This is a genomic window from Burkholderia semiarida (assembly GCF_029268935.1).
Taxonomy (GTDB): domain Bacteria; phylum Pseudomonadota; class Gammaproteobacteria; order Burkholderiales; family Burkholderiaceae; genus Burkholderia; species Burkholderia semiarida.
Genome location: NZ_JAHLCL010000005.1, coordinates 421,994 through 435,644, shown reverse-complemented (window position 1 = coordinate 435,644; position 13,651 = coordinate 421,994). Strand labels below are relative to the sequence as shown.

General features: G+C 63.9%; 13 protein-coding genes. 6 read left to right on the top strand and 7 right to left on the bottom strand.

Annotated elements, in window-relative coordinates; translation table 11 throughout:
* Window positions 1–183: 183 nt before the first annotated feature.
* Window positions 184–1,221: a LacI family DNA-binding transcriptional regulator gene (locus KPB06_RS08855; protein ID WP_226224284.1), complete on the bottom strand. Its 1,038-nt coding sequence runs from the start codon at window positions 1,219–1,221 to the stop codon at window positions 184–186.
* A gap of 297 nt (window positions 1,222–1,518) precedes the next feature.
* Between KPB06_RS08855 and KPB06_RS08850 the strand changes: the two genes are divergently transcribed.
* The gene (locus KPB06_RS08850; protein WP_059577862.1) at window positions 1,519–2,865 is read left to right on the top strand and encodes an MFS transporter; all 1,347 of its coding nucleotides are present in this window, start codon (window positions 1,519–1,521) and stop codon (window positions 2,863–2,865) included.
* A gap of 207 nt (window positions 2,866–3,072) precedes the next feature.
* Here the strand turns inward: KPB06_RS08850 and KPB06_RS08845 are convergent, their stop codons facing one another.
* Entirely contained in the window at window positions 3,073–4,239 is a 1,167-nt protein-coding gene (locus KPB06_RS08845) for a pyridoxal phosphate-dependent aminotransferase (RefSeq protein WP_059577865.1), read from the bottom strand.
* Window positions 4,240–4,292: 53 nt separating this feature from the next.
* Here KPB06_RS08845 and KPB06_RS08840 point away from each other — a divergent pair, with 53 nt between their 5' ends.
* From KPB06_RS08840 to KPB06_RS08825, 4 genes are all read left to right on the top strand, one after another.
* Window positions 4,293–4,943, top strand: a complete 651-nt coding sequence (locus KPB06_RS08840; protein ID WP_226094207.1) for a GntR family transcriptional regulator — start codon at window positions 4,293–4,295, stop codon at window positions 4,941–4,943.
* Between the two features lie 165 nt (window positions 4,944–5,108).
* A complete protein-coding gene (locus KPB06_RS08835; RefSeq protein WP_059577870.1) occupies window positions 5,109–5,648 on the top strand; it encodes a YrhB domain-containing protein in 540 nt (179 codons plus the stop codon).
* 764 nt (window positions 5,649–6,412) lie between these two features.
* Complete coding sequence (locus KPB06_RS08830) at window positions 6,413–6,877, top strand: hypothetical protein (RefSeq protein WP_143328782.1); 465 nt, start codon at window positions 6,413–6,415, stop codon at window positions 6,875–6,877.
* A 433-nt stretch (window positions 6,878–7,310) separates the two neighbouring features.
* The gene (locus tag KPB06_RS08825) at window positions 7,311–7,886 is read left to right on the top strand and encodes a GNAT family N-acetyltransferase (protein ID WP_059577874.1); all 576 of its coding nucleotides are present in this window, start codon (window positions 7,311–7,313) and stop codon (window positions 7,884–7,886) included.
* Window positions 7,887–8,168: 282 nt separating this feature from the next.
* Here KPB06_RS08825 and KPB06_RS08820 read toward each other — a convergent pair whose 3' ends face one another.
* A complete protein-coding gene (locus KPB06_RS08820) occupies window positions 8,169–8,744 on the bottom strand; it encodes a DUF308 domain-containing protein (protein ID WP_059577877.1) in 576 nt (191 codons plus the stop codon).
* Between the two features lie 288 nt (window positions 8,745–9,032).
* On the opposite strand from KPB06_RS08820, the gene KPB06_RS08815 reads away from it, so the two are divergent.
* The gene (locus tag KPB06_RS08815; RefSeq protein WP_059577879.1) at window positions 9,033–10,508 is read left to right on the top strand and encodes an HD domain-containing phosphohydrolase; all 1,476 of its coding nucleotides are present in this window, start codon (window positions 9,033–9,035) and stop codon (window positions 10,506–10,508) included.
* A 121-nt stretch (window positions 10,509–10,629) separates the two neighbouring features.
* Here the strand turns inward: KPB06_RS08815 and KPB06_RS08810 are convergent, their stop codons facing one another.
* From KPB06_RS08810 to KPB06_RS08795, 4 genes are all read right to left on the bottom strand, one after another.
* Window positions 10,630–10,929, bottom strand: a complete 300-nt coding sequence (locus KPB06_RS08810) for a hypothetical protein (protein WP_059577882.1) — start codon at window positions 10,927–10,929, stop codon at window positions 10,630–10,632.
* Window positions 10,930–11,058: 129 nt separating this feature from the next.
* Complete coding sequence (locus tag KPB06_RS08805; protein WP_059577884.1) at window positions 11,059–11,367, bottom strand: EthD family reductase; 309 nt, start codon at window positions 11,365–11,367, stop codon at window positions 11,059–11,061.
* 60 nt (window positions 11,368–11,427) lie between these two features.
* Window positions 11,428–12,909, bottom strand: coding sequence for an MFS transporter (locus KPB06_RS08800; RefSeq protein ID WP_059577887.1), 1,482 nt, complete (start codon window positions 12,907–12,909; stop codon window positions 11,428–11,430).
* A 50-nt stretch (window positions 12,910–12,959) separates the two neighbouring features.
* Window positions 12,960–13,556 carry a TetR/AcrR family transcriptional regulator gene (locus KPB06_RS08795; protein ID WP_104013406.1) on the bottom strand — a complete coding sequence of 199 codons (597 nt, stop codon included), beginning with the start codon at window positions 13,554–13,556 and terminating at the stop codon, window positions 12,960–12,962.
* Between the last annotated feature and the right edge of the window lie 95 nt (window positions 13,557–13,651).

The window sequence follows — 13,651 nt, the reverse complement described above, 5'->3', positions numbered from 1 at the left end:
GCTGTCTCCGAAGGGCCTTCTTGATTTTGCGTGCCGGATGGTACCGGTAACATCGCCTGGATGTTAGCACGGGTTTTTTGCGTCGCGGAAGGGATTTCGTGCGCGCGTCGCGAAGGTATGGGGCAGGGGATCGGTGCGAAGCCGCGCATGCCGCGTGTCGGCACGCGCCCGGCCGTCGGCCGGTCAGGCGCTTTCCCGCGGGATGATCGTGTAGTCGATCCGGATGCTTTTCGACTCGGTCGGCGCGCCGCCGTCGCGCGCCTGCAACGCCGCCAGCAACGCTTCGCCCGTGCGCCGCCCGATGCCGTACGCGTCGACCGACACCGTGGTGATCGTCGGGTGGCAGCATGTCGCCACTTCGAAATTCCCGAAGCCGGCCACGGCGATGTCGGCCGGCACGGCGAGCCCGCGCCGGTGACATTCCATGATCGCGCCGAACGCCGACATGTCGCTCACGCACATCACCGCATCGGTATCCGGCCATCGCTCCAGCAGGGCCGCCATCGCGGGCCCGCCGTGGCTCATCGTGATCGGCGATTCGCCCAGCCGCACGACGCGCGGCTCGCCCAGCCCCAACGCCTTGATCTCCGCCTGGTATCCCTTGAGCCGGTCGAGGCCGCGGCGATCCAGTTCGCTGGCGCCGACCAGAAAGCCGATGCGCCGGTACCCGCGCTCGGCCAGGTGGCGCACCATCGCACGGGCGGCGCGCACGTTCGAGAAGCCTACGGCGGTGTCGATCGGGTGCGTGGGCAGGTCCCACATCTCGACCACGGGAATCGCCGAGCGCTCCAATACCTTGCGCGTCGCATCGGTGTGCTGCGACCCCGTCAGCGCGATGCAGCGCGGCTGGTGCCTCAGCATCGAGCGCACCAGCCGCTCTTCGCGTTCCAGGTCGTAGTCGGTGTCGCCGAGCAGCAACTGAAGGCCATGCGGCTCGAGCGCATCGGTCAGGCCGCGCACGGTATCCGAGAAGTTGGAGCTCGACAGCGACGGCACCAGCACCGCGACGAATTCCGACCGCCCCGACGACAGCGCACCGGCGGCCGCGTCGGCCACGTAGCCGAGCTGGTCGATCGCCTCGCAGACCCGTGCGCGCGTCTCTGCGGCCACGCTGTGGCCGGCGAGCACGCGCGACACCGTCATCTTCGATACGCCGGCAAGGCGCGCTACGTCGGACATGCGGGGCGGCCCGGCGGGCCGGACGGCGGTAGGACTGGGCATCGGAATCGCGGTCGGGAGAAGGCTGGAAAAGCTACATCATACCGGTGCGGCATACCGTGCAGGCCAGCCCACGCGTGCATGTCGCCGCCATGCCCGTACTAGGGAAACCACGCGTTCGGCGGCACTTGTACGTGCGTATCGCCGCGTGCTACCTTCGAATTTGTTACCGGTATCAGCTTGCCGATCGCTCCCGTCGCCTCGTCGGCTTTTTTTTGCCACGGAATGTTATCGGTAACATCAATGCGTCAAACGCACTCGCCGGTACGAAGAAGACCTACACAAACTGGAGACAGACCGATGCCATCCCTAACGCAGGCCGCTGCCGCACCGGCCGCGGCCGATTCGTCCGAGGACGCGCTGTACCGCAAGGTCATGCGGCGCATCCTGCCGTTGCTGCTGCTCTGCTACGTCGTGGCCTACCTGGACCGCGTCAACGTGGGTTTCGCGAAGCTGCAGATGCTCGACGACCTGAGCCTGAGCGACGGCGTCTACGCGCTCGGCGCCAGCATCTTCTTCTGGGGCTATTTCCTGTTCGAGATGCCCAGCAATCTGCTGCTGCACCGCTACGGCGCACGCTTCTGGATCGCGCGGATCATGATCACGTGGGGCATCGTGTCGTCGTCGATGGCCTTCATCGTGCCGCTCGCGCAGTTCTTCCACGTGCAGACGACCACGATGTTCTACACGCTGCGCTTCCTGCTGGGGCTGTGCGAAGCGGGATTTTTCCCGGGCGTCATCCTGTACATGAACTACTGGTTCCCGGCGCGGCGCCAGAGCGTGGCGATGTCGGGTTTCCTGGTCGCGATCCCGCTGAGCCTGACGCTGGGCAGCGTGGTGTCCGGCTGGCTGATGGAGCAGACGCACGGCCTGTCGGGCATGAGCGGCTGGCAATGGATGCTGCTGCTCGAAGGGTTGCCGTCGATCGTGGTGGCGTTCATCGTGCTGGCCTGCCTGGGCGACGGCCCGCAGTCGGCGAAGTGGCTGTCCGCTGACGAAAAGGCGGTGCTGTCGCGCAACCTCGAATCCGAGGCCGTGCACAAGTCGCACAGCATCGGCGCCGCGCTGCGTAGCCCGCGCGTCTGGCTGCTCACCTTCATCCTGCTGACGTTCAATACCGGCTTCTACGGGCTGGCTTTCTGGCTGCCGTCGATCATCCGCGCGTCGGGCGTGCACAGTCCACTGCATATCGGAGTGCTGACGGCCATTCCGTATCTGACGGCCATCTTCGCGATGGTGTGGAACGCATCGCACTCGCGCAAGACCGGCGAACGCCGCCTGCATGCGGCGATTCCCGCGCTGATCGGCGGCGTCTTCCTGATCCTGAGCGCGGCGTTCGCGCAGAACGTGGCGCTATCGATCGTATTGCTGACCATCGCCACCTGCGGCATTCTCGCGCTGATGCCGATCTACTGGACCTTTCCGGGGCAGATTCTGTCCGGCACGGCCGCGGCCGCCGGCATTGCGCTGATCAACTCGGTGGGCAACCTGTCCGGCTTCACGGGGTCGATGATCACCGGCGTCGCCAAGCAAATGACCGGCAACATCAACAACGGTACCTATGCGCTGGGCGCCTGCCTGCTGGTCAGTTGCGTGCTGATCGCGTCGATTCCGCGCGATATTCTGCGGCCGCCGGTGGGGCGGTAGGGCGTTCGCCCGACGTTACGTCCGGCCCGGGTTGGGACATCGCACCGCCCCGGCGCCGGATGCATCACGCAACGTGGATTGTTACGCGCGGTACTTTCGCAAAAAAAACAGGATCTCGTGTGAGATCCCTCGACCGTCACACACGGAATTCCGGATACCTTCCGCCAGGGACGCTCGGTGCACTACGCAGCTTTCTCGTGGGCGCCGTCATGCGCCCTCCAGTGCGAAGCGCACCTTGTTCCCGAGCGTGCGCAAGCGCTCGACCGGTTCGTTCGCGAACACGAAACGGACATACGCGTCGCCGTGCGCAACGCCCCATCCGGTCATGGCCGTTGCACATACACCGTGGTTCAGCAACCGCTCCGACATTCGCGATCCAGTCAGGCCGAAGTCGGAGACGCGCAGCAGCATCGACCAGCCGCCCGCCGGCATGCCGAACGGGAGCCCCGACAGTTCGGCGGCGACCGTATCCCGCCGTCTCTCGAGTTCGCTCACGTAGCCAGGCAGATCGGATGCGGAATGTTCGAGCGCAACCGCCGCAGCCTCCTGGGCAATGCCGACCGGTACCACGACATTGGCGAGCGACACCGCCACGAGGTCGGGAATCAGCCATTCCGGCGCGACGATCCAGCCTACCCGCCAGCCAATCATGCGCAACTCTTTCGACGCCGCGCCGACCGTGACCGTGCGCTCTGCCATGCCGGGCAGGCCCGCGGGATGGATGACCGTGCGTCCATCGAAGAGCAGCCGTTCCATCGCACTGTCGAGGATCAACAGCAGATCGTTCTGCACACACAGGCTCGCGATCAGTTGCCAGTCGGACGCATCGAAGAAACCGCCCGACGGCATTGACGGAGACATCAGCAGCATGGCTCGCGTTTTCGGGCCGATCGCTGCGCGCAGCGCGGCCTGGTCCAGCTTCCATTCGCCGCCCGGCGTGAAGGCGAACGGTACTTGCCGAGGTACGCCGCCCGCAAGGCGGACGCGATTCAGCAGACCCGCGTACGTCGGATCGGTGACGATGACTTCGTCGCCGATCTCGACGGTGGCGAGCAGCGTGTTCAGAATGCCGGAGAGTCCGCCCGCCGACACCACCACCTGGTCGGCCGTGAAGTGCCGCCCCGAAAGCGCCGACACGTGGGCGGCAGCGCTCGCGCGCAGCCGATCCTGACCGACGAATGGCAAATAGGAGTTGGCCGAGTCTCGCTGGATTGCCGCGTGGGTAAAAGCGAGTGCCTCCGCAGTAGGCGGAATGTCGGTATCGAGATTTTCGAGTCGCAGAAGGTCGACGTCGGCATGATCGGCGATCGAACCCATGCGATCGACGCCGATTCCGGCGATGTGCCGCAGACGGGCAGGGCGGTGGTGGCGCATCGGGCCTCCGATTTTGTTACAATTTAATAGATAATATATGCATGGTGGTCGGGATGAATTTCGAAGTCAAGGAGGATCGCTCGCTGGCCGACCGGATCGCTGCCGCATTGGCGGACCGCATCATTTCGGGTGCCATCGCGCCGGGGGAGTGGCTGCGTCAGGATCACATCGCCGCTGAATTCGGCGCGAGCCATGTGCCGGTACGCGAGGCGTTCAGACGGCTGGAAGCGCAGGGGTTGGCCGTGGTGGAACCGCGACGAGGCGTGCGGGCGGCGCCGCTCGAGCCGGCGGACGTACTTGAAATGGCCAAGATGCGCGCTGCCTTCGAGGCGCTGGCGCTGCGCGAGGCGATTCCCGCTCTCGACGCAGGGGCGCTGGAGGAACTCGATGCGATCCTCGATCAGGAGGCGGCGGCGCGTGGCATAGCCGTGCTGGGGACGCTGAATCTGAGGTTTCATCGCGCATTGACCGCGCGGTGCGGGATGCCGCGGCTCATCGACGCGATTGGCGACATGCATCGGGCAAGCTCGCGGCATCTGTATGCGACGTGGCAGCAACTTGAGTGGCAGGATCGCTCGAACGACGAGCATCGGAACATCGTTCGGGCGATACGCGAGGGGGATGTGGACGCAGCGTGTGCAGTTTTGTCCGCGCACATTCTGGCTGCGGGGGATGCGCTGGCTCAGGCGTTGCGGAGCCGGTAGGGATGTGGGTCGAGCCGGGGGCGTCGACCGGTCCATGGTTTTTCTCGCGGTGATTTGGTTCACACTAGCGCGAAAGGTCTACACGCTTTGTGCTCTCCAACGCCGAGCGGCTGCTTCCCGCTGCCGAACTCTGACGGATCGTACACTCCACCACACTAACGACTGATGGAACTCACAGCCGAGCAAGCAAAGGAAGTCGCCCAACGTGCCATCACCAAGACAGTTGGGGAAGGCTGCGACGCGGTTGTTATCGACGAATACACTCAAGAGTTCGATGTTGGCTGGGTCTTCTACTATCAATCATCGCGCTTCCTTGAGTCAGGCGACATGAGAGATCGCCTGGCGGGGAATGCGCCATTATTTGTCAGTCGAGCTGATGGCCAAGCCACCTCCATCAGCTATCACAGGCCAATTGCCGAGTCGATCCGCGCCTACCGCGCATGCGGGGACACTAATGGTTATGAAGAGTCGCAGATTCGACTCATGCGATGGTCTGCCGGGGGGAACAAGGTTCAAGCGATACGGTTGATTCGTCAACATTCGCCCGTAAGTCTTGCGGAGGCAAAGCATGCGGTCGATCAATGTCTCGCCGGGCATGAGGTAGTGGTCGCAGTGAGGGACGTCGCATCGGCCAAGCAACTGGAGATCGACCTTGCCGAGGTCGGTCTCCATGGGGTTGTCATGTTTCGTAGTACCCGCCGATAGTAATCGGTCGACTGATGATCGATTACGCTCGTCCTGCAAGGACTGCGCGTCGCTGCGCCGTGGTCGGCCGCGTTCGGCCACGGGCGGCCAGTCGACAGTGAGATCAAGTATTGAGTCATTCGCTACTGGACGTCTAAAGAACCTCGTTGCAAGGACGATAATCGACATATCACCGCAATCAATTCCCTTTCTACGATGCCATCAATCTTAATGATCCATCCCACAATGCCGGAGCGGCGCGTGAAGCTCGGTTTCAACTGGTCTGCCCTGATATTCGGCATAATCTGGGCATACTCCGAAAGGTTGGTTGTTCAAGGAGGGCGGATGGCCGCTGTCGATGCCGCCTCCGGTCTCCTTTGTTCCTTTGGCCATCCGGCCCTTTTGATTGCGGCTTTGATACTCTTCGTGGCAAAGAACATCTACAGTGCCCGACATGGCAGCGCCTGGGTATGTCAGCGATTGCTGAATCAAGGCTACCGAGCGCTCCAGTAGTCATACATTCGACGCGCGGTGACGAGCCCTGAATTGAAGCTCCGTTCAGGGTGGTCGTAATTGTCCGCTCGGGTCGATCGGTGACGGTCGCGTGTTGCAGGACGGCGGCCGACCGTCGGCCTTTCGACCAGGTTAAGCCGTTCGACATTAGTGCCTGGATCGCCGACAATCGACCGCGCTGTCGCGTGATGGCGAATTAGTCGGGCGCCGAACTTAACCGCCGAGCGGCGATAGCGGTCGAAGCTTTCCGCCCAACAACCCTGGGAGGGCACATGGACGCGTTCAAGTTCGAGCAATATTGTTTCCTCCGCCTCTACGCTATCGACCTCGATACGGCCGTTCACACAATTAAGGTTCTTCGGCGCCACAAGCGAGCCGATGCTCAGTATCCCCTGCTCCGTGACATCGCAGTGACTTATGCACGGCCATTCTCAGGAAACGAAGGGAAAAAAATTAATAGACATCACCTTTCGACCCGACATGTTCCCGCAACAATGAGAGATCTTCACAGCGAACTTCTCCGTCTTCGGAAGGAGCAGTTTGCGCACACCGATCTGAAATTCTATCGCCCCAATATTTCAAAATTTCATGGTGAATTAAAATCGCGGTTTCCAATGTCACTAAAAAGCTACGACTATGAATCTCTTCTCAAGAAGCTCCCGGAGATCGAGTCACTAATTCACGCGGTCGACGACAGCATCCAGGCAGAGATGGCTGCATATGAAGCCAGCGTATAATATTCGTCCCTTGAGTATCTGCGTACTGTATTCACCGATTTTCTTCAGATTCACCTTCAGCCAAACTCTGAACTCAAACACTCATGATCTTATGAGTATTTTTAGGATATTCATCAACGAATCCAAACGACTCGATGACATCGCGAGCATCGCTGGCCAGTTCATACGATGTCGTGCTCAATGGCTGGCGACCTTATTGACTAAGGGAACAACGCAACGGGCCTACTTGAGTTTTCCTATGGTATCGACGCAATGTCGCATAAAGCTGGACCAGACGTTCGTCTGCTTTGTGGAGAATTGCGAGACTGCATCGGGTCGACTATAGCCCACCGCGTCGGGCTGAATCCGCAGCCAATACCGGACATTGGATCGGCGAGACTGAATCGGCGACAATCTATTGAAACCAAGTGAAACATCGACACAGGGGGCGCTGGTGTCCGTCAATGGAAGCGAAACGAAAGGCACATTTCCAACGCTGACAACTTCCCGGCTGTCATTGCGGGAGCTTTTGCCGAGCGACGCGCCGTCGCTGTTCGCGGTACATGGCGACGCTGAGGGTATGCGCTGGTTCGGTACCGATCCGATGACCGAAATAGGAGAGGCCGACAAGTTGATTCAGGTATTTGCCGACTGGCGGCGCAGTGGCTCCGGCGTCCGTTGGGCCATCGAGAGACTTTCGGACGGCCTTTTACTTGGTACGTGTGGCCTCTTCCGATGGAATCGAAATTGGCGAAGCTGCGCCGTTGGCTATGAGCTAGCTACGTTTGCGCGTGGCAAGGGGTACATGAACGAAGCGCTTTCTGCCGCGATCGATTACGGTTTCGACATGATGCAGATAAACCGTATCGAAGCCCAGGTTCACCCTGAGAACGCATCCTCTATACAAGTGCTGGAGACGCTCGGCTTTGTCCGGGAAGGGGATCAGCGTCAAGCCGGGTATTGGCATGGTGCCTATCACGATCTCCTGCGGTTTTCGTTGTTACGTTCCGATTGCGTACGTCGCGGCTAACGCGCGGGTCAAAGCCGTCGGCTTTGCCACATGAGCGACCGCTCCCCGAGCGAACCGGCTGACCGTTCCGGGGCGTTCAGACCCGTTCGCGTCGGCCACGACTGCCGTTCGCAGCTACGTGCAGGTCCTGCTGTGTCGGGGCCTGCACGCGGCTGCGAAATAAGCTCCGTTTTTCACCACTCCGATCATCCGCAGGAGCCCATGCTTTCCACAACGCGTGGCCTCGACCGCAGGCACAGCGATGCCGACCTGTGGAACGACATCTTCCTTTCGACCGCCGGCTCACGACACACTGCGCCGCATCCCCCGCACCTGCAACCAAATCGCGGATATCAGAAAATAAAGCGCACCGACTCCCGCGTATCCCGCGATCTTCACGATCGCGAGCGGCATCGGCGCGTGGCTTTGGATAATGAAGAACACCCCGGCCAGCGCCGATTGCGCACCGCTGAGGATCATCACCCACTGTGCGCCGGCATGCTTCCAGCGCCGCACGGCGGTGCCGAGTTGCAGCGCGCCGGAGAGAATCGCCCACACGCCGAACACCGCGAGTACCGTGGGCAGGCCCGCATTCAACGCGGGAAATACCGCCAGTGTCGTGACGGCGCTGATCGCGACGTTTACCGCCTGCGTGCGGTTTGCCGCCATCCCGCCGCTGCGAGAAAGGTCGACGAAATTGGCGAGCGCATCCCAGGCCGGATAAACGATCAGCAGGACCGCCGCGCCGGCCGCGCTTTGCCGGCCGACGGAAAACGCCAGCGCGACCCAGATCAGCGAGAACACCGCCCTGGAAAAGTAGTACCGTTTCAGCCATGGTTCGTCGGCAGGGGGATGAAATTCGGGGTAGCGGTCAGCCATTTGCACTCCTTCGTACATTGAATCGTCGTTCCGGCCGGCATGCAGGGTTTGCACCACGCAGATGCGGCGCCGACCGGATCTCCAGTGCGCCGAGTATCGCAATCGCCAGGGCCCGCCGCCATCGGTCAGATGTCCGATAGTGAAGTCCGCTGCCGGTTGTTTGCACCGATACGGGCGAACATCGTGCCGGGCTCGCCGCGGCGAGCCGCCGACGTGCGAGCGCATGCACGCCGCCACACCGTCGCGTATGATCGTTTTCCCGCCCTCGCGAATGTCTCCACCTGCCCAATGTCCGACGCCGAAGCCCGTCACGCCCCGCTGCGCATAGTCGACGCCGTACGCGCGCTGGCCTTCATCGGCGATCTCAGCATGGGCCAACCGACCGACCATTCGCCGCGCACCGGCTGGCTGGCCGCCCAGCTCGCGCACGCAGCACGATTCGACGCATCGGTGTGCGACACGGCTCGCGAGGTGGCGCTGTTGCGCTGGTCGGGCTGCACGGCGAACGCGGCGGGCTTCGCGCAGGTATTCGGCGACGACGTCGCGATCCGCGCCGCGATGCTCGAAAGCCGGCCCGGCATGGCCGAAGCGATCGGCGGCGCGGGTGTCGCGCTGATCCCGCTCGCGCAGATTCATTGCGAAGTCTCGGGCGAGGTCGCGCGAATACTCGGTCTGTCCAGCGCAACGGAAACCGCGCTGCGGCACATTTTCGAAACCTGGGACGGCAACGGGCTGCCCGCGCGGCTCGCGCGCGAACAGGTGCCGCCCGCCGTGTCAATCGTCGCGCTGGCGGGCGACCTCGACGTGTTCAGCCGCACGTACGGCATCGAACGGGCCCTCGAATTGATCGGCCAACGCGCGGGGTCATGCTATCCGGCCGTGCTCGTCGAGACGGCTGCGCGCGACGCATCGCGCTGGCTGGCGGCGCTCGAACACATGGCGCCCGCCGACCTGGACGCCGCATTGGCCACGCCGGACATGCAGGGCGCGACGTCCGCCGAATTGATTGCGGACGTCATCGATCTGAAACTGCCGTGGATGACGGGCTTTTCGCGGTCGGTCGCCGCGACGGCGGCCGCCTGTTACGGCCGGCTCTCGTCCGACGAGGCCGCGCGCGAACGCGTGTACCGCGCCGGGCTGATTCATGGCATCGGCAGGGCCGCGGTGCCGAACGACGTGTGGAATCTGCCGACGCGGCTGCCCGCGAGCGCGTGGGAAAAGGTGCGACTCGTGCCGTACTGGACCGAGCGCGCCGGCAGGCAGACCGGCGCGCTCGGCGAAGCCGCGGTGCTTGCGTCCTATGCCTACGAGCGGCAGGACGGTTCGGGCTATTTTCGCGGCGCGCGCGATGCGGCGCTGACGCTGGAAGCGCGTGTGCTGGCGGCGTCGCTCGCGTGGGTCGCGTTGCGCTCGGCGCGTCCGTGGCGCGCGGCGCTGAGCGATGCGGCCGCCGCCGGCCAGTTGCAGGAAGAAGCGGCGTGCGGCCGGCTATGCGGCGAAGTGGTGGCCGCGCTCGTGACGGGCGGCGCGCCCACGCTCCGGCGTGCCGCCACGCGCCCGTCGTCCGCCGGCCCGCGCCTGTCCGCGCGGGAAATCGACGTCCTGCGGGCGATCTCCCGCGGCGCGAGCAACAAGCAGGTCGCGCAGGCGCTCGCGATGAGTCCGAGCACGGTGCGCACCCATGTCGAGAAGGCGTTTCGCAAGCTCGAATGTTCGACACGCGCCGCGGCGACCCTCAAGGCATCGACGCTGGGGCTGCTCTGACGCGATCCGCGATGCGGACGCTTGCGTGTGTTTGCGCGGACAGACGGCCCGGCCGGTGCGGCCTTTGAAGCCCGCTCGTCCGATGGTTTATCCCGCGTGTCGAAAACGGCGGTTGCGCCGTTCAAGTCAGCCAGTCGTTCGCCCGTTTCCGCCGAGTCGTGGCCGTTGCGTCGGTGTCGGCCCAACCGTACCCCAACGCCGCGATCGCGAAGTAGACGGCACCGACGGCTTCGCACGAAAGCAGCGCGCCGGCCAGCGCCGTTCGCGCCCCACATGAGATCGTTCGCGACGGCGCGCCCGCGTGCTTTCCGCGACGCACCGCGATGCCGATCCGAAACAGGCCAGTCACGACGGCGAGCACGCCGAATGCACGGGGCAGGCCGCTCGCCAATTCGACGATGAAGATCTGACGTACCGACATTGCAGTCATCCTCCCGGTCAGTGTATTCGCGTGACGGTTGCCTATCCTGACACCCGGTCGTTCGCGGCGCTATCGGACAAGTGACCGATGGTGCCGGCAGAACCGATGCACGGAAGCGCGCGATCGCCGTTACGGCACCGGCGAGAACACGTCCGCGATGTGCCGATCGGGTTCGATGTCGGTGAACGCATCGATGTCGGCCATGACGTCTGCCGTCCGCGCGGATGCGAACGCGGCGTCCAGCGCGGCTCGATCCGTGAAGCGGCAGATCGCCACGACGATCAGTTCGCTATCCTCACGTGCCGGAAAGAAAGCGTCGACGTATTCGAGCCCGTACGGTTTCCAGGATTTTTCCACGAGTGGAATGTGTTGCTCGACGTAGTAACGTGAATCGAACCGCGTGCCCGCGGCTCGGCGATAGGAAACGACGAAATACATGCGGAACCTCCAGGTCGGACTGCCACAGCGATGAGTGCCGATACGTGCGACGACGGGCGACTACGGCCGTTCGCGTTCGGCGCTGAATGCCGGCCGGGGAGCAGCCCGCATCGACGTGTGCGCGGCGGGCGCGCGTGCGAGCGAGATGCCCAGCGCGGCGCCGACAGCGAGGAAAAACGAGATCGACAGGAGTGCGACGATGAACGCGTGCGCGATGGACGCCGGATCCTGGTGCGTGCCGAGCGTCGCATAAAAAATGCCGCCGATGATCGCCACGCTGAGCGACGTGCTGACCTGCAGCGTCGAACTGGCGATGCCGGCGATCATGCCGGACAGCGCCGGTGCAACGCGCCCGGTTACCATGCGCATCAGCGTCGGAAGCGCGAGGCCCTGTCCGAAACCGATGACGAAGAGAGCGGCGGCGAGCGGCGCGGCAGCGAGCGGCATCCCGACCGGCGTGGCATCGATCAACCCTGCGAGGCCGACGAGCCCGACGATCTCCAGGCTGATGCCGAACGGATTGACGTAAGCGCCGATGACACGTGCACAGAAAGGCGTCGACAACGGGCCGAGCAGGAACCCCACGCCGAACGGCAAGAACACGAGGCCCGCGCTCAGCGCGTCGACGTGCAACGCATTCTGCAGGTACACCGAGAACAGCAGGAAGAACGCGCCGATCGAATACAGCACCAGCGCGATCAGCAACGCGCGGCCCAACCCCGGTGCGCGCAGCGCGGCCGGGTCGAGCAGCGGTGCGCCGCCGCGGCTGCCCAGCCGGCGCTCGTAGCGCCAGAAGCACCACGCGAGGGCCGGCACCGCGAGCAGCGACGCCCATGCCCATACGGGCCAGCCTGCTTCGCGCCCCTCGATCAGCGGCACGATCAGCGCGCCCAGCGTCAGCATCGACAGCGCGGTGCCGCCGAGGTCGAGCTTGCGCGCATGCTGCGCACGCGTTTCCTTCAACAGCGGAATCCCGAACAGGACGACCAGAATCGCCAGCGGCAGGTTGACGAGGAAGATCGTGCGCCAACCCAGATTCAACAGATTCAGCGAGATCAGAATCCCGCCGAGCGCCTGCCCGACCACGGCGGCGAGGCCGAACACCGCGCCGTACAAGCTGAGCGCGAGCGGCTTTTCCGATTCGGGGAAGATCGCCTGGATCGAAGCGAGCGCCTGCGGCGCCATGATCGCGGCCGTCACGCCCTGCAACGCGCGACCGACGATGAGCGTCCACGGCGAATTCGCGAGACCGCACAGCGTCGAGGCGATCGCAAAGCCGATCAACCCGAGAAAAAACACGCGGCCGCGGCCGAACAGGTCGCCCAATCGCCCGCCGGTGATCAGCGTCACCGCGTACAGGCCCGCATACGACGAAATGACGAGTTGCTCGGCCGACGACGAGGCGCCCAGTTCCGCGCGAATCGACGGCAGTGCGACGTTGACGATGAAGAAATCCAGCGGCGGCAGGAACGCGCCGACGAGCAGAACCGAAAACATGGCCCAGCGACGCGGGTCGGGTGATACGGGGTCATTCCGTGACATGGACGGCTCTCCATACGGAACCATTCGGTTCCAAATTGGGTAAAAAAATATCAGTCGAGGATGCGCATCGTGCGGTCGACCAGCGCGAGCATGTCGCTTTCGGCCACGCCGGTTTTCCCCAGCACGCGCATGCCCTCGATCTGGCAGACGAGCAAACGTGCCAGCACCTGTTCGTCCTGCTCGGGGATCTCGCCGCTCGCCTGGCCGCGGACGATCGCGCCCGCATAGAGTTGCTGCAGGCGCCGGAACAGGCGCCCCGTGCGTTCCGCGACATCGGCGTCGCGCGCGGCCAGTTCGGTGGTCATCGCGACGGCGAGACATCCCCGCCGGCCTGCCTCGCCGACGGAGAGCCGCGCATAGCGCAGCAGCGAGTCGCGAATCGCATTCTTCACGGGGCCCGGTTGCGACAGGATGTCCGCGGTCGCCTTGAGCCCGTCGGCCATATACAGATCGAGCGCCGCCAGCAGCAGCGCCTTCTTGTCGCCGAACGCCTTGTACAGGCTGCCGCGCGACAGGCCGGTGCCGGCGATCAGGTCGGGCAGGGACGCGCCTTCATAGCCGCGATCCCAGAAAACGTCCATCGCGTCGCGCGCGGCATCGCCAAGTTCGAATTCGCGGGGACGGCCCACGCCAGCGGGATTTGCCATTGATCGGTTTCGCAAACGATGCGGTGTCTGAAGTTTGATTCATTATATGGACCGATCGATTCCGATGTCAACGTGTGTATGTCGCCGGGCACGGC